Genomic DNA, 17,690 nt, shown 5'->3' on the forward strand with positions numbered 1-17,690 from the left:
CGTGACCGACACCGAGATCCTTGAGCGCATCCGCGCCATCTTCAAAGAGAACTTCGCCATCGAGCCCGAACGCGTGACACCTGAAGCGCACCTGTTCGAAGAACTCGATCTGGACAGCATCGACGCCGTCGATCTCGCGATCAAGCTGCAGGAGATGACGGGCCGCCGGATCAAGCCGGAGGAGTTCAAGTCGGTGCGCACGGTTGGCGACGTGATCGCGGCTGTCGAGTCCTTGCTCGCGGCGCAGGGCTGATGCACGCGCAACGTTCGCACGCGCCGGGCGCCCCGGACGAAAGTCAGGCGCAGGCTGCAATGCCAGCGGCCGTGCAGCCAGCGAACGACGGCGAGCGCCCGCGTAGCTGGGCAAGCTTCGCGCTGGGTGTGCTCGCCAAGCTCGCGTATCCCGCCGTGATTCTGTGTGCGTGGTTCTGGGACGCGCCGCGCTTCGTCGGCTGCCTGCTGTTCGCGCTGTTGTGGCTGCAGCGCTGCGCCGGCACGGGCGCGTTCGGCGCGTCGCTGCGCAAGCTCACGCGGGTCGACTGGGCCGTGGCCTTCATGCTGAGCATCGCGTCCGCGGCCATCGTGTGGACCAATAGCGAACTGTTGCTGCGCATCTACCCGTCGCTGGTGAATCTCGGTTTGCTGATCGCGTTCGGCGTAACGCTCCTGCACGGCCCGACGATGATCGAAAAATTCGCGCGCATCGGCACGCCCGATCTGAGCGAGCCGGCGATCCGCCACACGCGCCGCGTGACGCAGATCTGGTGCGCGTTCTTCCTCGCGAATGGCGTGTTCTCTCTCTACACGGCGCTCTACTGGCCGCGCGAAGCGTGGTCGCTGTATAACGGCGCGATCGCGTACGGTCTGATCGGTCTGCTGCTGGCGGGTGAAATTGCGTGGCGATATCTCGTGATCCTGCCGCGCGTGCGACGTTCGGAGGCGGCATGATCGCGCTGCACGAACTGCTGTCGTGCGAGCGCGCCGGGCACGTGCCCGTCTGTCGCGACGACGAAGCAAACGGGACCATCGATTTCGCCGCGTTTCGCGCGCGTGTTTTCGCCATTGCCTTGCAACTGCGTAAAACGCGGGCGCACCGCTACGCGCTGTGCATCGACGATCCATTCGATTTCGCTTGTGCGCTATTCGCGCTCTTCGCCTGCGGCAAGACGCCCGTGATTCCGGCGAACGCGACACCCGGCTATCTCGCCGATCTCGCCGACGCCTATGACGCCGTGCTCACCGACGCCGACGTCGGCGCGCATGCCGCCACGCAAGCATGCGCCGAAACGCCGTTAACCATCGATCCCGACGCGCCGCTCACGCTCTATACGTCGGGCAGCAGCGGCACGCCGAAGCCGATCCACAAGACGCTCGCGCAGTTCGACGCCGAAGTGCAGACGCTGGAGCGCGAGTGGGGCGGACTGGCCGGCGAGGCGACGATGCTCGCTAGCGTCCCGCATCATCACATCTACGGTTTGCTGTTTCGCGTCATGTGGCCGCTCGCGGCCGGCCGCGCGTTCGATCGCGCCGTCTGTATCGAGCCGCTGCAGGTGCAGTCGCGCATCGAGCAATGCGGTGCGGCCGTGGTCGTGTCGTCGCCCGCGCAATTGTCGCGCTGGCCCGCGATGCCCGGCTTCGCGGCATTGACGCCTGTGCCGCGCGCGTTCTTCTCGTCGGGCGGACCGCTTTCCGCCGAAGCCGCTGCGCACTACGCGGCCGCTTTCGGCAGCGCGCCGGTGGAAATCTACGGCAGCACGGAAACGGGCGGTATTGCGTGGCGACGTCAGAACGAGACGTCGGCATGGCAGCCTATGAATGGCGTCGACGTTCAGCGCGGTGAAGACGGCGCGCTGAAGGTGCGCTCGCCGCATCTGGGCCATGACGCCTGGCATCGCACGGACGACGCCATCGTGTTCGACGACGGCGGCCGCTTCCGGCTGCAAGGACGCCTCGATCGCGTGATCAAGCTCGATGGCAAGCGCGTGTCGCTGCCCGAAGTCGAGGCGCGTCTCGCGCTGCATCCGTATGTCGCGCAAGCGGCCGTGGTGCCGCTCGCGGGTGCGTCGCGCGAACGTCTGGGCGCGGTGGTCGCGCTCAACGATGCAGGCGGCGCGGCGTTACGCCACGAGGGGCGCGTCGCGCTCGCGAAGACCTTGCGCCGCCATCTCGCCGCCTACTTCGACGTGGTCGTGCTGCCGCGTCACTGGCGCTTTCGCATTGGGTTGCCGTTCGACGCGCGCGGCAAGCTGCCCGCCGCAGCCGTGGCCGCGGCTTTCGAGCCGCGCGACGACGGCTTCGAACTGCTGTCCGAAGCGCGTAACGGTGACGACGTCCACTACGAACTGCGCGTGCCGCCCACACTCGTTCATTTCGAAGGCCACTTTCCCGGCCTGCCGATTCTTCCCGGCGTCGTGCAGCTCGACTGGGCGATCCGCCTTGCCGCCGCGCACGTGACGGGCGTGCGCGAGATCGAATCCGTCGACCGCCTGAAGTTCACCGCGCCCGTGATGCCGGGCGCCGTGCTCGACCTGAAGCTGTCGCACGATGCCGCGCGGCGGCGCGTGCAGTTCGCGTATCGCGTCGAAGGCCGCGACAGTGCGTCGGGCGTGATCGTGTATCGGGAGCGCGCATGAGCGACGCAGGTTTCAGCGCGTGCATCGTCATTCCGATCTACAACCACAAGGACGCGATCGGCGGCACGCTCGAGCGTCTGGCCGTGCACGGCCTGCCCATCTTCGTCGTCGACGACGGCAGCGATGAAGCGACGCAAGCCGTGCTCGCGGAGCTCGCTTGCCAGCGTCGCGAGCAGATGACGCTGCTGCGGCTGCCCGTCAACGGCGGCAAGGGCGCGGCCGTGATGGCGGGACTGCGCGCGGCGAAGCGCGCCGGCTACACACACGCGTTGCAGATCGACGCGGACGGTCAGCACGACGCCAACGATGTGCCGCTTTTCCTCGCTGCCGCGCGCGCCGAGCCGGGCGCCGTGATTCTCGGGCGGCCGGTCTACGACGAGAGCGTGCCGAAGTCGCGTCTTTATGGCCGCTATCTGACGCATGTTTGGGTGTGGATCGAAACGCTGTCGCTGACGATCCGCGATTCGATGTGCGGCTTTCGTCTCTATCCGCTCGCAGCGGCGTGCGCGCTGATCGACAGCGTGGATCTGCCGACCCGCATGGACTTCGACATCGAGATTCTCGTGCGGCTGTACTGGCGGCGTCTCGCGTTCCGCGCGATCCCGACGCGCGTCACGTACGCGATGGACGGCGTGTCGCACTTCGACGTGTTGTGGGACAACGTGCGCATCAGCGCGAGTCATACGCGCCTCGTATGCGGCATGCTGTTGCGTCTGCCGCTGCTGCTCGCGCACAAGTTCATGCCGCGCAAGTCCGCCGCTTCGCATGGGAATGGCGACAACGCGAAATGGTGGCGCATGGCCGAGCGCGGCAGCCGCCTCGGCATGACGCTGCTTGCGCTCAGTTGCAAGCTGTTCGGCATGCGCTTCACCGCATTGTGGCTGCATCCCATCGTCGCGTACTTTCTGATGACGGGCCGCGCCGCGCGCTCTGCGTCGCGCACGTATTTCACGCATCTCGAACAGGCTGCGCAAGGCGAGCGCACGCCGCGTCCGGGCTGGCGTTCTGCTTACCGGCAGATGCTGGCGTTCGCGCAATCGGGTCTCGACAAGCTCGCCGCCTGGTCGGGCCGCATCGATTCCAACGACGTGATCTTCGATGATTCGTCCGCGTTCGATGCGCTGGTCGCGAGCGGCCGCGGCGCGCTCGTGATCGGCGCGCATCTGGGCAACCTCGAAATGACGCGTGCGCTCGCCGCGAACGGCGGCCATGCGAAGGTCACGGCCATCGTGTACACCGAGCACGCGAAGCGCTTCAACAGCGTGCTCTCGACGGCGAACAGCGAGTTCGCGAAACGTCTCGTGCAGGTCAGCGACTTCGGACCCGAGACGTCGATGATGATGCAAGAGCGCATCGACGCGGGCGAACTGCTGGTGATCGTCGGCGACCGCGTGCCCGCGCGCGAGTCGGGCCGCACCACCGACGCGCAATTTCTCGGCGCGACGGCGCCGTTCGCGCAAGGGCCGTATGTGCTCGCACATGCGCTCGGCTGCCCGGTGTATCTGTTCTTCTGCCTGAAAGAGCGCGACGTGCGCAATCACGAGCGCTACCGGCTCTACTTCGAGCCGTTCGCCGAGCGCATCGAACTGCCGCGCCGCGAACGCGCGCAGCATATCGCGGCCTGGGCGCAGCGCTATGCGTCGCGCCTCGAACACTATTGCCGCAAGGCGCCTTATCAATGGTTCAATTTCTTCGATTTCTGGGCGCGTCCCCGAAAGACGATAACGGGTGGCATCCCGCACGGAGACGCGAATGTCGGAACATGATCTGATCGACGAGACGCACGCGCGCGCCGCACGCACGGCAACGCCGCGTGCGGTGGTGGTCGGCGGGCGCAAGCTGTCGATCGAAGAGGTCGTCGCGATTGCGAAGGGGCGCGCCACTGTCGCGTTGAGCGGCGACCCGGCCTGGCGCTCGCGCATCCAGCGCGGCGCGGATTTTCTGCGCCGTCATCTCGCCGCGGGCGAAACGGTGTACGGCGTGAACACGGGCTATGGCGATGCATGCGTCGTCGATGTGCCGATGGAACTCGTCGAAGCCTTGCCGCTGCAACTGACGCGCTATCACGGCTGCGGCATGGGCGCGTATCTCGACGACGCGCAAGCGCTCGCCGTGATCGCCGCGCGTCTGAACTCGCTGGCATACGGCTTTTCGGGCGTGCGGCCGGTGCTGCTGGAACGGCTCGCCGATCTGATCAACCATCGCGTGCTGCCGCGTATTCCTTCGGAAGGCTCGGTCGGCGCGAGCGGCGATCTGACGCCGCTGTCGTATGTGGCGGCTGCCCTCGTCGGCGAACGCGACGTGATGTTCGACGGCACGCTGCGCGATGCCGCCGGCGTGTGGGCGCAGCTCGGCCACGCGCCGCTGACGCTCGCGCCGAAGGAAGGTCTCGCGCTGATGAACGGCACGGCCGTGATGACGGGCCTCGCGTGTCTCGCGTTTGCGCGTGCCGGACATCTCGCGCGTCTTGCGTCGCGTTTGACGGCGCTGTCGACGGTTGCGCTCGATGGGCGCGCCGCGCACTTCGACGCAATGATCTTCGAAGCGAAGCCGCACGCAGGCCAGGCCGAAGCCGCTGCATGGATACGCGCGGACCTGGCGGGCCGCGACGATACGCCGGGCCATCGCCTGCAGGATCGCTATTCGATCCGCTGCGCACCGCATGTGATCGGCGTCGCGGTCGATGCGTTGTCGTGGGTTCGGCGCGACGTCGAGAACGAACTGAACAGCGCTAACGACAATCCGCTGATCGACCCGGACGGCGAGCGCGTGCTGCACGGCGGCAACTTCTACGGCGGCCATATCGCGTTCGCGATGGACGCGTTGAAAACGGCCGTCGCCAATCTCGCGGATCTGATGGACCGGCAGCTTGCGCTGATCGTCGACGACAAGTTCAACAACGGCTTGCCGCGCAACCTGACGGGCGCGACCCCGGCACGCGCGCCGATCAATCACGGTTTCAAGGCGGTGCAGATTTCGTCGTCGGCGTGGACGGCGGAAGCGCTGAAACATACGATGCCCGCCAGCGTTTTTTCGCGTTCGACGGAAGCGCACAACCAGGACAAGGTCAGCATGGGCACGATCGCCGCGCGCGATTGCCTGCGCGTGCTCGAACTGACGGAGCAGGTTGCGGCCGCGCATACGCTCGCCACCGTGCAGGCGCTGAAGTTGCGCGTGCGCATCAACGGTGAGACGAACGTGCCCGCGCCGCTGCGTGCATTCGCTCAAGAGGTGGCCGCGATGTCGCCGTTCGTCGACGAAGACCGTGCGCTCGAAAGCGATCTGCGCGCGTTGACGGCGCGCATTGCCGATTGCGCGCTGGTTGAAGGAGGCGCGCATCATGAATGAGCGTCACCAGGGCAAGACGTTGAAGGCGAGTGCAATCGTCGAAGTGCCGTTTCATGATGTCGACGCGATGAACGTCTGCTGGCATGGCCATTATCTGAAGTACTTCGAGATCGGCCGCGCCGCGTTGTTGCGCGCATTCGACTACGACTACCGCGAGATGCAGGCGTCGGGTTATCTGTGGCCGATCGTCGAGGCACATCTGAAGTACGTACGGCCCGCGACGTATGGGCAGCGCATCGACGTGCGCACGGAGCTGCTCGAATTCGAAAACCGCCTCAAAATAGGCTATGAAATCGTCGATTGCGCGACGGGCACGCGGCTGACGAAGGGCTACACGATCCAGGTCGCGATCGAGGCCGCGACGCAGGAAACGCAGTTCGTGTCGCCGCCTGTCGTGTTCGAAAAGCTGGAGCACGCATGGTCACGCTGACACTACGCGCCGCATTGATCGCTGCGTTGCTTGCCGTGGCCAGCGTGAATTCATACGCTGCGACACAGCAGACGCAGTCTCAGGCGCAGAACAGCAACGCCGCGCTCGTTTCGCAGGTCGCGTCCCGTCTCGCACAAACGAAGGGTGTACGCGCGCAGTTCACGCAGACGCAGACGCTGTCCGCCATGAAGCAGCCTTTGGTGAGCACGGGCACGCTCGTTTTCTTCCGGGAGCGCGGCGTGATCTGGCGCGTCGATACGCCGTACAAGGCGACGTATGTGATCACCGACGCAGGCGTGAGCGAAGTCGATGCTAACGGCAAGCGCGTCAATACGAAGAGCGCACAGGGTGTGCGTGGTGTCGCGCAAGTCTCGAAGATGATGCGCGCGATGCTGGGCGGCGATCTGTCCGCGCTCTATTCGCAGTTCGATGTCGACGCGCAGGGCACGCCGTCGCAATGGAAGCTCGAACTGAAGCCGAACCAGCCGCAGCTTGCGCAGTCCATCAAGGGCTTGCAGATGACGGGCGGCGAGTTCCTGCAGACGCTGCGCATCGCGCTGGCGAACGGCGACGTCACGCAGATCGAGTTCGCGAAGAGCGAAGCGATCAACGATCTCTCGCCCGGCGAGCGCACGCTGCTTGGAGCACAATGATGCTGATGGCGCGACAGTGGACCAAGACGCAGTTGTGGGGCATCCGGGCCGCATGGCTCGCGCTCGCGCTCGTCGCTTCGCTGTACTGCGTCTTCCGTTTCATGGGGCCGTCGCCGCTGGAGACGAATCTGCTCGCGCTGCTGCCCGCGACGGAAGCCGATCCCGTCGCTGAAAAAGCCGTCGATACGCTCGCCAACGCGCTCGGCGATCGCACGGTGTTTCTGGTGACGGACAAGGACGATGCGCGCGCAAAAGCGGCGGCGAAACAATTCGGCGCGGCGTTGCAGAAGAGCGGCGCGTTCGCGTCGGTGACGGCGGAGTTGCCGCCGTTCGACATGTCGCAGATCGGCGGCTTGTACATGCCGTATCGCTTCGGCCTGTTGACGCGCGAAGATCGCGACGCGATTGCCAGTAACACGGCGTCGCTGCACGATGCGCTGCTGCAGCGCCTCTACAACCCGGTGCGCGGCCCGCTCGCCACGCAACTCGCCGACGATCCCTTCGGCTGGCTCGAACACTTCCTGAGCGGCCTGCCGCTCGCCACCTCGAATCTCGATCTCGAAGACAACATGCTCGTCGCGCATCGCGGCGACCTGACGAGCGTGCTCGTCGTCACGACCCTGCCCGGTTCCGCGTACGAATCGCAAACCCAGCGCGCGGTGCTGTCGGCCGTTGCGCAGGCGCAAGCGTCGCTGAAGACGGGTTACCCCGATGCGAGCATCGCGCGCACGGGCGCGGTGTTCTACGCGGAATCGGCGCGCAGCGCGTCGGAGCGCGAAGTGCATCTGATCGGCGTGGCGTCCGCGTGCGGCATCGCGCTGCTGATGTTGTGGGTGTTCCGTTCGCCGCGACTGTTGCTGTTCGGTTTCGTGTCGACGGCGCTCGGCATTGTTTGCGCGCTCGCCGTGACGATGCTGGTGTTCGGCAAGCTGCATCTGTTGACGCTCGTGTTCGGCGCGAGCCTGATCGGCGAGGCTGTCGACTACTCGATTCAATATTTCGTCGTCTACCTCGGCGCACAGCGTGGCTGGAACGCGCGGCAGGGCGCACGCTCGGTGCGGCCCGCGTTGACCGTTGCGCTCGCGACGAGCCTGCTCGGTTACGCGATCCTCGCGTGGGTGCCGTTCCCGGCGCTCAAGCAGATCGCGTGCTTTGCGATCGCCGGCATCTGCACGGCATTCGCGTCCGTGCTGTGGCTGTTGCCCGTGCTGCTCGTCAAGGGACCGAAGCACGCCCAGCGGCGCCTCTTCCTGCGCGCCGCGACACTGCTCGAACGCTGGCACGCGGTCATCGGCGGGCGGCGGGCGTGGATCGTCGCGGGCGTGCTCGTGCTGATCGCGATTCCCGGCTGGCTGCGCCTCACCAGTGACGACGACATCCATCTGCTGATCCAGCGCGATCCCGCGCTGGTCGCGCAGGAAGATCAGGTGCGCAATGCGATCGGCGTCGATAACACCGCGCAGTTCTTCGTCGTGCGCGGACCGTCGCAGGAAACCGTGTTGCAGCGCGCGGAAGCGCTCGGCGCGAAGCTCGATGCGTTGAGCGGCGCGCAGGCCGTGAATGGCTGGCAATCGGTGACGCAATTCGTGCCGTCGGCGCAACGCCAGGCCGGCGCGCGCAACGTGCTCGCGCAGCACGTATTCGACGATCCCGCCGCGCTGCGTTCGATGCTGCTGCAGGCGGGCTTTCGCGACGAAGTCGCCGATGCCTGGCTCGCGGCTTACGGGAAATCGAATCCAGCGCCTTTGACGGTCGAGCGCTGGCTCGCCGCGCCCTGGTCGCAACCGTACCGTCATTTGTGGCTGGGCGCGGTGGACGCGCGCGGTGAGCATGGTTACGCCGCTATCGTGATTCCGCAGCGCGTGACGCCGCAAAACGTCGCCGCGTTGATCGAAGCTGCGCATTCCGTCGATGGCGTCGTGTTCGTCGACAAGGCCGCGAGCGTGTCGAAGCTGTTCGGCGCCTATCGGATCGACAGCGGCATCTGGCTCGCAGGCGCGCTGCTGCTCGTGCTGATTCTGCTGATGGTGCGCTATACGCCGCGCGGCGGCATCGCGACGACGCTGCCCGTGCTGCTCGCCATCGGCGTGACGCTCGCCGCGTTCGGCTACGCGCGCGTGCCGCTCAATCTGTTCAACTGCCTCGCGCTGATGCTCGTGCTCGGCGTCGGCGCAAACTATGCGGTATTCCTGCGCGAAGGCTGCCTGCGCGATCACGCCGATCTCGGCGCGGTGTGGACGGGCGTGCTGCTGTCGGCGGCGACCACGCTGCTGTCGTTCGGCATGCTCGGCTTGAGCGCGATGCCCGCATTGAAGAGTTTTGGCGCCACGCTGGCGCTCGGCATTCTCGTATCGGTGCTGCTTGCGCCGATCGGCATGCCGCCCGGAAGAAGGAGAGTTGCATGACGCTGCCCCCTGTTTATCTGCATGCGCTCGGCATGGTCAATGCGCTCGGTGGCGACGTCGCTTCGATCGTGCCCGCGCTCGAAGCCGCGCAATCGCCCGGCATGGGATTGATGCACACGGGCATCGGCGATCAGTTCGTCGGCCGCGTGTCGACGCCGCTCGATATCGCACCGCCCGCGGCGCTCAAACGCTTCGATTGCCGCAACAACCGCATGCTGCTTGCGGCGCTCGAACAGATTCGCCCGCAGATCGAGGCGGCGCGCGAGCGTTATGGCTCGCAGCGCATCGGCGTCGTGCTCGGCACGAGCACGTCGGGTATCGACGCGGCCGAGGTCGCCTTCGTGCACCAGGCGCAAGCGGGTGAGTTGCCCGACGACTTCAACTACCGGCAGATGGAGATCGGCACAGCCGCGCCCTTCGCAGCCGCCGCGCTGAATGTGCTCGGGCCCGCGTTCACGATTTCGACGGCCTGCACGTCGAGCGCTAAAGCATTCGTGTCGGCGCGCCGTTTACTGCAGTTGGGCGTATGCGACGCGATGATCGTCGGCGGCGTCGATACGCTGTGCGAGTTGACGGTGCAGGGCTTCGCGTCGCTCGAATCGACCAGCGTCACGCGCACCAATCCAATGAGCCGCAACCGCAACGGCATCAACGTCGGCGAGGGCGCAGCCGTGTTCCTGATGACGCGCGACGAAGGCGAAGTGCGGCTGGCGGGCGCGGGCGAATCGAGCGACGCGCATCATGTGTCCGCGCCGGACCCGCAGGGCGTCGGCGGCGAACTGGCGCTGCGCGAGGCGTTGCGGGACGCGGGCGTCGAGGCGTCGGCGATTGCGTATGTGAATCTGCATGCGACAGCCACGCGCAAGAACGACGACATGGAAGCGCATCTGATGTCGCGCGTCTTCGCGCATGGCGTGCCCGCGAGCGGCACGAAGCCGCTCACGGGGCACCAGCTCGGCGCGGCGGGCGCCACGGAACTCGGCTTTGCGTGGCTGATGCTCGCCCGTGACGACGTGGCGATGCCGCGTCATCAATGGGACGGCGAAGCCGATCCGGCGTTGCCCGAACTCGATCTCGTGCAGGACGAGCGGCGCATTCCACGCGACGGCGCGCACTACGTGATGAGCAATTCGTTCGCGTTCGGCGGCAGCAACGTCAGCCTGATCCTGGCGCGCTGAACCGCGCGAACGCACGCAGCAACGAACATAACGATATGACGGCCACACCTGAGACCAGCGAAGCCTTTCCGCCCATCGACACGATCCTGCCGCATCGCGGCACGATGCTGCTGGTCGACGGGGTGAGTGCATGCGGCGACGAAGCATTGACGGCATACGCGACCGTGCGCGGCGACGCATGGTACGCGGACGAAGACGGCGCGATGCCTGCATGGATCGGCATCGAGCTGATGGCGCAGGGCGTGGCCGCGCACGTGGCGCTGCTGGCGATGCGTGCGGGCGGCCGCGCGCGCCCCGGCGTGCTGCTCGGCACGCGCAGCTACCAGGCGCATGTGAGTGCGTTTGCGCGCGACGCGCGGCTGACGATCGACGTGCAGGAAGTGCTGCGCAGCGACGCAGGCCACAGCGCCTACGAATGCACGATCGATCACGACGGAACGCGTTACGCGGACGCCGTCATCAAGGTCTATCAACCGGGCGATTTTCACACGTTCATCGAAGGGAGTATCAGTTCATGAGCCGGCGAGTTCTGGTTACGGGCGCCAGCCGCGGCATCGGCCGCGCGATTGCCTATCAACTGGCAGCGGATGGTTTCGCGGTGTCCGTTCATTGCCGCACGGGCCGCACGGAAGCCGAGGCCGTCACGGCGGGCATCGCGGCGCAGGGCGGCTCGGCGCGCGTGCTGCAGTTCGACGTGCGCGAGCGCGCCGTCTGCCGGGAAGTGCTCGAGGCGGATGTCGCTGCACACGGCCCGTACTACGGCATCGTGTGCAGTGCGGGCGTGACGCGCGACGCGGCCTTTCCCGCGCTCACCGACGAAGACTGGGATGTCGTGATCGAAACGGGTCTCGACGCGTTCTATAACGTCGTGCATCCGTTGACCATGCCGATGGTCCGCGCGAAAAAGGGCGGCCGCATCGTGACGATCGCGTCGGTGTCGGGCGTGATGGGCAATCGCGGACAGGTCAACTACAGCGCGGCAAAAGCAGGGCTGATCGGCGCGACCAAGGCGCTCGCCGTCGAACTCGCGTCGCGCAGCATCACGGTCAACTGCGTGGCGCCGGGGCTGATCGAAACGGGCATGCTCGACGACATGCCGCTCGAACATGCATTGAAGACCGTGCCGATGAACCGCGTCGGGCAACCGGCTGAAGTCGCGGCGGCGGTCAGCTTCCTGATGTCGGATGCGGCGTCGTACGTGACGCGCCAGGTGATCGGCGTCAATGGCGGGATGATCTGATGAAGCGCGTCGTCGTTACGGGCATGGGTGGCGTCACGGCGCTCGGCAGCCGCTGGGACGAGATCGAAGCTGCGCTGAAGGCGGGCCGCAACGCAGTGCGGCGCATGCCGGAATGGGACTACTTCGAGTCGCTGCATACGCGTCTTGCGGCGCCGCTGCCCGCGTTCGTGCAACCCGCCGACTGGCCGCGCAAGAAGACGCGCGCGATGGGCGCGGTGTCGATGTACGCGGTGCGCGCGAGCGAACTGGCGCTCGCCGACGCGGGCCTCGCGAACGATGAATCGATCAAGGACGGCCGCATGGGCGTCGCGTACGGTTCGTCGTCGGGTTCGGTCGAACCGATCCGCGCCTTCGGCACGATGCTCGAAACGGGCTCGATGGCCAACGTCACATCGAACAGCTACGTGCAGATGATGCCGCACACCACGGCCGTCAACGTGAGCCTGTTCTGGGACCTGAAAGGCCGCATCGTGCCGACCTCGTCGGCGTGCGCGTCGGGCAGTCAGGCGATCGGCTACGCGTATGAAGCGATCGCGACGGGCAAGCAGACACTGATGCTCGCGGGCGGCGCGGAAGAACTGTCGGGGCCCGCTGTGGCTGTGTTCGATACGCTCTATGCGACCAGCACGCGCAACGACGAGCCGCATCTGACGCCGCGTCCGTTCGATGCGAAGCGCGACGGTCTGGTGGTCGGCGAGGGCGCGGCGACGCTGGTGCTCGAAGAGTACGAACATGCGAAGGCGCGTGGCGCGACGATTCATGCGGAGATCGTCGGCTTTGGCTGCAATTCGGACGGCGCGCATATGACGCAGCCGACGGCAGCCACGATGGCGCGCGCGATGCAGCTCGCGCTGGAAGACGCGAAGCTCGACGCGCACGCGATTGCTTATGTGAATGCGCACGGCACGTCGACGGATCGCGGCGACGTCGCGGAAAGCCTGGCGACGGCGCAAACCTTTGGCGAGCGCATGCCGATTTCGTCGCTGAAGAGCTACGTCGGCCATACGCTCGGCGCGTGCGGCGCGCTCGAAGCATGGTGGACGATCGAGATGATGAAGCGCAACTGGTACGCGCCGACGCTCAATCTCACGGAAGTCGATCCTGCGTGCGCGCCGCTCGATTACATCCGGGGCGAAGCGCGCAGCATCGACGCCGACTATGTGATGAGCAACAACTTCGCGTTTGGCGGCATCAATACGTCGCTGATTTTCAGGCGCATCCGATGAGGCGTTTGCCAGGGTCGCGAGGCTTGCAGCGGGTGGTCGTCACGGGCATGGGCATCGTGTCGTGCATCGGCAATACGCTCGACGACGTGAGCGACGCGTTGCGCGCGGGGCGCAGCGGCATCACGCGCATCGACGCGTGGCGTGAGCGCGGATTCGGCACGCAGGTCGCGGGCGTGGCGTCGGTGGCGGGGGAGCCGCCGTTCGAACGCAAGCTCGAACGCTTCATGGGCGACACGGCGCGCTTTGCCTGTCACGCGGCACGCAAGGCGATCGACGACGCGGGCCTCGATCTCGCGTTGCTGCGCTCGCCGGACGTCGGCGCCGTGATCGGCTCGGGCGTTGGCACGATGTCGGCGTACGACGAGGCGATGGCAGTCGCGCATGTGCGCGGCGTCGAGAAAACGCCGCCGTACACGGTGCCGCAGGCGATGAGCAGCACGGCGTCGGCGAATGTCGCGCAGGTGTTCGGCATCGAGGGCGTCACGTATTCGCCGTCGTCGGCTTGCACGACGTCGGCACTCGCGATCGGCCAGGCGATGCAGCTGATTCAGACGGGGCGTCAACAGATCGTGCTCGCGGGCGGCAGCGAATGCCTGCACGACAACATGACGCTGATGTTCGACGCGATGCACGCGTTGTCGCGCCATTTCAACGACACGCCCGCGCGCGCGTCGCGTCCGTACGATACCGCGCGCGACGGCTTCGTGATCGCATCGGGCGGCGGCGTGCTCGTGCTCGAAGCGCTTGACCATGCGCTGGCGCGCGGCGCGCGCATCTACGCGGAGGTGACGGGCTTTGGCCACGGCACCGATGGCGCGGGCATGGTGACGCCGCACGCGCACGGCATCGCGCGTGCGATGCAGGCGGCGCTAGACGAAGCGGAGACGCGCCCGGACTACCTGAACGCGCATGCGCCATCGACGCCGCTCGGCGATGTCGAAGAACTGCGCGCGCTACGAGCGGTGTTCGGTGATGACGTGCCGCCGTTTTCGTCGACGAAGGGTTTGACGGGGCATCCGCTCGGCGCATGCGGCGCGCACGAAGCGATCTACACGCTGCTGATGATGCGTGACGGCTTTATCGCAGGGACGGCGGGCGTCGAGCATCTCGAACCACTCGCGCAGTCCATGCCGCTCGTGCAGGCGACGCGCGAAGCGCACGTGAATAGTGCGTTGTCGATGTCGTTCGGTTTTGGCGGCAGCTGCGCGAGCCTGATGTTCGCAAGGATTTGACCGCCGCCTGTCGGGCTCAATTACAGGCAAGCAGACAAGCGAAGCAAGCAGTAGTACGCAGAATAAACATTAAAAAGGGAATTCGAACAATGAAAACGAAAATCGCACTGGGGTTGGTGGCGGCCGTCGTGCTCACGCAGGCGGGTTGCACGACCAAAATCAAATCGCTGCCGATGCCGGCCGCGGTCAAGACGCAGAACGGACAAGACGTCGCGCTTTACTTCGGCGACCAGGCGCATGCGCCCGTCAAGCAGTCGTTCGGCAATAAGGAATTTGCCGTACGCGTGCTGCGCAAAGTGGAAAACAGCCCGGAGGCCAACTGCAGTATTGCGCTGGAAAAGGCCGTGCAGGAACTGCGTGACTATGCGCGCACGCAACACGCGAACGCCGTCGTCGACATCAAGACGCGCTTTCAGCATAACGAATCGGCCTCTTCGACGGAGTTCACCTGCGGCGCGAGCCTGAATGGATCGACGCTCGCGGTGCGCGGCGATGTCGTGATGCTCGAAACGCAATAACAATTCCAACCACGAGGGGAATCACCATGAAGCGTCACCTGATCTGTGCATCTGTCGTTGCCTGCGTCGCCTCGCACGCTTTTGCGCGCGACAGCGTCGAGAGCTATCCCGTCGCCGCCGCGCTTGCGAGCGAGCCGGGCAAAGTCGGCGACGATATCCCGCTGTATTTCGCGGGGCAGAAGCATCCGGGCGTCGTGAAGAGTTTCGGCGAGTTCGCGACGAACAAGAAGACCAACGCGTTCGGCAAGAGCGACGAGACGGCATGCCAGCACGTGTTCCTGTCGGCCGTGATCGAACTGCAGGATCGCGCGCGCAAGGAAGGCGGCAACGCCGTCATCAACATCAAGAGCAACTACAAGAACGAAGTGCGCGAGAGCGCAACGGAGTTCACCTGCGGTGCGGGCGCGGTGATTGCTGGCGTTGCGTTGAAGGGTGATGTGGTGACGCTGAAGAAGTAACGGTTTAGATGTTGTGGGCGGTTGCAGCGCCGATCTGCGATGCAGCCGCCCGATGCCGTCAATCGTTTTTGACGGCGGCGACGTTGACGAGCGTTTCGCGCCGCTTGCCGGGCTTCGGCGTGTAGATGTGCAGACGTTCGAGCAGGCCGAAGTCCATGGCGCGGCTCCACCACAAATACGGCAGCGAGACGTTGTGCGCGCCGAACGTGAAGCCGCTGCGGCGGATCATGTCGAGGTAGCCGTCGGCGCTTTTCTGCACATGCATCGGATGACGGAACAGCAGGCGGATCACCCACGACTTGATGTACGCATCCGTCGATTCGGCGAACAGCAGCACGCCGCCCGGTTTCAGGATCCGGCGAAACTCGGCGAGGGCGCGTTCCTGCTCGACGAGATGATGGAAGGTTTGATGGCAGAACACGATGTCGGCGCTCGCGTCGGGCAGCGGCAGGTTCGCGCAGTCGCCGTGCAGCACGTCGATTGCGGTGGCGCGCGTGTCGGCATGCTGCCGGCAAACTTGCGCGGACTGCCTGGCCAGTTCGAGCGACGGCTCATGAAAATCGATACCGATGATGTGTTGCGGCTTGAACGCTTGCGCGAGCAGCCGGAACGAAATGCCCTGTCCGCAGCCGACGTCGACGATGACGGGTGTAGCGGGTAGTGGCGTATCGATCAGGCGTTTGAGGTCGTTGATTGCGACGCGCAGCACGTGATGCTCCCACGTATGGGTGCGCAGGAACCAGACGCCGAACGCTGTTTCCGGTACGAAGGGTACGCTGTGCGGTACGTTGTTCGCTACGCGGCCCGTCACGCTGGATGATTCGGTGGACTGCACGTTATTCCCCGGTCGGTGATGGTCTTTAGCTGGTTTTTGATCTGGATATTTGTGCGACATTGTAATCGCTGGTAAGGATGGAAAGCGTTGCGTGCGCAATACGTTATGTGAAGGAAGATCAATGAATATGGATTCGTCGATGAATGCGTCGGTGGACGTGGCGATCGTCGGAGCGGGGCCGTCGGGTGCCGTTGCGGCGGCGCTGTTGCGCAAGGCGGGGCGTTCCGTGCTCGTGCTCGAGCGCCAGCACTTTCCGCGTTTCTCGATTGGCGAAAGCCTGTTGCCGCAGAGCATGGCTTACCTCGAAGAGGCGGGCATGCTTCAGGCCGTTGTCGAAGCGGGCTTTCAGTACAAGAACGGCGCGCACTTCGTGTATCGCGACCAGTCGTGCGCTTACGACTTTCGCGACAAGCATTCGGAAGGCTGGGGCACGACCTACCAGGTGGAGCGCGCGACGTTCGACGATCTGCTGATCCGCTGCGCGGTGCAGCAGGGTGCCGACGTGCGCTTTGGCCACACGGTGCACGCGATGAAGACGGGCGATGCGCCTGTGCTGGATGTATCTGACGAAGCGGGCAACGCGTATCGGGTGCAGGCGCGCTTCGTACTCGACGCCAGCGGCTTTGGGCGCGTGCTGCCGCGGTTGTTGAATCTCGAGGCGCCGACGCGCATGCCGACGCGTGCGGCCATCTTCACGCATGTGCGCGATGGCATTCCTGTCGACGCGCACGACCGTAACAAGATCACGGTGGCCGTGCATCCCGAGCATCGCGATGTGTGGTACTGGATGATTCCGTTGGCGAACGGGCGCTCGTCGGTGGGATGCGTGTCGGAGGCTGCGTTTCTCGATTTGCCCGAGGCCGAGCGTGAGGGGAAGCTGCGGGCGTTGATCCAGAGTGAGCCTACTTTGAATCGCCTGATCGGCAATGCGCCGTTTTTGATGCCTGTGCGGCATATTGGCGGGTATTCGGCGAATGTCGAGCGGCTGCATGGGCCGGGGTTTGCATTGCTGGGGAATGCGGGTGAGTTTTTGGACCCGGTGTTTTCATCGGGCGTGACGATTGCTTTGCGCTCCGCGCATCTTGCGGTTGGGACGCTTGTGCGTCAGTTTGCTGGCGAGTGTGTTGACTGGCAGTCTGCTTATGATGTTCCGCTGCGTAAGGGGATCGATACGTTTCGGGCTTTCGTCGAGCGCTGGTATACGGGCGAGTTGCAGGACATCATCTTCTATCCCGAACAGACGCCAGGGATTCGGCGCATGATCAGCGCCGTGCTGGCCGGGTATGCGTGGGATGAGACGAATCCTTTTGTTGCTGATCCTGGGCGTAGGTTGAATGCGTTGTATGAGGTGTGCAAGGTTTAGGGTTTGGGTTTGGTTTTGTTTTTGTCTGGCGACGTTGGGCGTTTGACTTTTCGCTCGCATCCGCGAATTGTTAGTGTGCTTCGCGCGTCGCGGTTTGGTGTTTTTAGCCTTTGCGCTGGCATCCGCGAATTGTTAGCTCGCTTCACGCGTCGCCCCTGTGCGGGGCGGCAC

General features: G+C 65.3%; 17 protein-coding genes. 16 read left to right on the forward strand and 1 reads right to left on the reverse strand.

What is annotated here, in order from left to right:
- Position 1: 1 nt before the first annotated feature.
- The 15 genes from KFO72_RS29295 (at position 2) to KFO72_RS29365 (ending at position 15,321) form a co-directional block, all read left to right on the forward strand.
- A complete protein-coding gene (locus KFO72_RS29295) occupies positions 2-253 on the forward strand; it encodes an acyl carrier protein (RefSeq protein WP_007578129.1) in 252 nt (83 codons plus the stop codon).
- Positions 253-948 (forward strand): hypothetical protein, encoded by a 696-nt coding sequence (locus KFO72_RS29300; RefSeq protein WP_107202992.1) that lies wholly within the window; start codon positions 253-255, stop codon positions 946-948. The genes KFO72_RS29295 and KFO72_RS29300 overlap by 1 nt, the downstream gene beginning before the upstream one ends.
- Positions 945-2,633: an AMP-binding protein gene (locus tag KFO72_RS29305; protein WP_225033594.1), complete on the forward strand. Its 1,689-nt coding sequence runs from the start codon at positions 945-947 to the stop codon at positions 2,631-2,633. The genes KFO72_RS29300 and KFO72_RS29305 overlap by 4 nt, the downstream gene beginning before the upstream one ends.
- Complete coding sequence (locus tag KFO72_RS29310; RefSeq protein WP_225033595.1) at positions 2,630-4,399, forward strand: glycosyltransferase family 2 protein; 1,770 nt, start codon at positions 2,630-2,632, stop codon at positions 4,397-4,399. Before KFO72_RS29305 ends, KFO72_RS29310 begins: the two co-directional genes overlap by 4 nt.
- Positions 4,386-5,981, forward strand: coding sequence for an HAL/PAL/TAL family ammonia-lyase (locus KFO72_RS29315; RefSeq protein WP_224100906.1), 1,596 nt, complete (start codon positions 4,386-4,388; stop codon positions 5,979-5,981). Before KFO72_RS29310 ends, KFO72_RS29315 begins: the two co-directional genes overlap by 14 nt.
- Complete coding sequence (locus tag KFO72_RS29320) at positions 5,974-6,411, forward strand: acyl-CoA thioesterase (RefSeq protein WP_054934043.1); 438 nt, start codon at positions 5,974-5,976, stop codon at positions 6,409-6,411. The genes KFO72_RS29315 and KFO72_RS29320 overlap by 8 nt, the downstream gene beginning before the upstream one ends.
- Positions 6,399-7,064 carry a LolA family protein gene (locus tag KFO72_RS29325; RefSeq protein WP_225033596.1) on the forward strand — a complete coding sequence of 222 codons (666 nt, stop codon included), beginning with the start codon at positions 6,399-6,401 and terminating at the stop codon, positions 7,062-7,064. The genes KFO72_RS29320 and KFO72_RS29325 overlap by 13 nt, the downstream gene beginning before the upstream one ends.
- Positions 7,064-9,469: an MMPL family transporter gene (locus KFO72_RS29330; RefSeq protein WP_225033599.1), complete on the forward strand. Its 2,406-nt coding sequence runs from the start codon at positions 7,064-7,066 to the stop codon at positions 9,467-9,469. Before KFO72_RS29325 ends, KFO72_RS29330 begins: the two co-directional genes overlap by 1 nt.
- Positions 9,466-10,647 carry a beta-ketoacyl-[acyl-carrier-protein] synthase family protein gene (locus KFO72_RS29335; RefSeq protein WP_054934034.1) on the forward strand — a complete coding sequence of 394 codons (1,182 nt, stop codon included), beginning with the start codon at positions 9,466-9,468 and terminating at the stop codon, positions 10,645-10,647. Before KFO72_RS29330 ends, KFO72_RS29335 begins: the two co-directional genes overlap by 4 nt.
- Positions 10,648-10,682: 35 nt before the next feature.
- The gene (locus tag KFO72_RS29340; RefSeq protein ID WP_054934035.1) at positions 10,683-11,165 is read left to right on the forward strand and encodes a hotdog family protein; all 483 of its coding nucleotides are present in this window, start codon (positions 10,683-10,685) and stop codon (positions 11,163-11,165) included.
- Positions 11,162-11,887, forward strand: a complete 726-nt coding sequence (locus KFO72_RS29345) for a 3-ketoacyl-ACP reductase FabG2 (protein WP_054934036.1) — start codon at positions 11,162-11,164, stop codon at positions 11,885-11,887. Before KFO72_RS29340 ends, KFO72_RS29345 begins: the two co-directional genes overlap by 4 nt.
- Positions 11,887-13,113, forward strand: coding sequence for a beta-ketoacyl-ACP synthase (locus KFO72_RS29350; RefSeq protein ID WP_054934037.1), 1,227 nt, complete (start codon positions 11,887-11,889; stop codon positions 13,111-13,113). The genes KFO72_RS29345 and KFO72_RS29350 overlap by 1 nt, the downstream gene beginning before the upstream one ends.
- Positions 13,110-14,345: a beta-ketoacyl-[acyl-carrier-protein] synthase family protein gene (locus KFO72_RS29355; RefSeq protein WP_060601870.1), complete on the forward strand. Its 1,236-nt coding sequence runs from the start codon at positions 13,110-13,112 to the stop codon at positions 14,343-14,345. The genes KFO72_RS29350 and KFO72_RS29355 overlap by 4 nt, the downstream gene beginning before the upstream one ends.
- 89 nt (positions 14,346-14,434) lie before the next feature.
- On the forward strand, positions 14,435-14,863 hold the full coding sequence (locus tag KFO72_RS29360; RefSeq protein WP_107203000.1) for a hypothetical protein: 429 nt from the start codon (positions 14,435-14,437) through the stop codon (positions 14,861-14,863).
- Positions 14,864-14,889: 26 nt separating this feature from the next.
- Complete coding sequence (locus tag KFO72_RS29365) at positions 14,890-15,321, forward strand: hypothetical protein (RefSeq protein ID WP_054934040.1); 432 nt, start codon at positions 14,890-14,892, stop codon at positions 15,319-15,321.
- Between the two features lie 58 nt (positions 15,322-15,379).
- Here the strand turns inward: KFO72_RS29365 and KFO72_RS29370 are convergent, their stop codons facing one another.
- A complete protein-coding gene (locus KFO72_RS29370; protein ID WP_225033597.1) occupies positions 15,380-16,156 on the reverse strand; it encodes a class I SAM-dependent methyltransferase in 777 nt (258 codons plus the stop codon).
- Positions 16,157-16,277: 121 nt separating this feature from the next.
- Here KFO72_RS29370 and KFO72_RS29375 point away from each other — a divergent pair, with 121 nt between their 5' ends.
- Positions 16,278-17,519: an NAD(P)/FAD-dependent oxidoreductase gene (locus tag KFO72_RS29375; RefSeq protein ID WP_107203002.1), complete on the forward strand. Its 1,242-nt coding sequence runs from the start codon at positions 16,278-16,280 to the stop codon at positions 17,517-17,519.
- Positions 17,520-17,690: the final 171 nt, after the last annotated feature.

Source organism: Paraburkholderia sp. XV (assembly GCF_020177535.1).
In the GTDB taxonomy this organism is placed as follows: Bacteria; Pseudomonadota; Gammaproteobacteria; order Burkholderiales; family Burkholderiaceae; genus Paraburkholderia; species Paraburkholderia caribensis.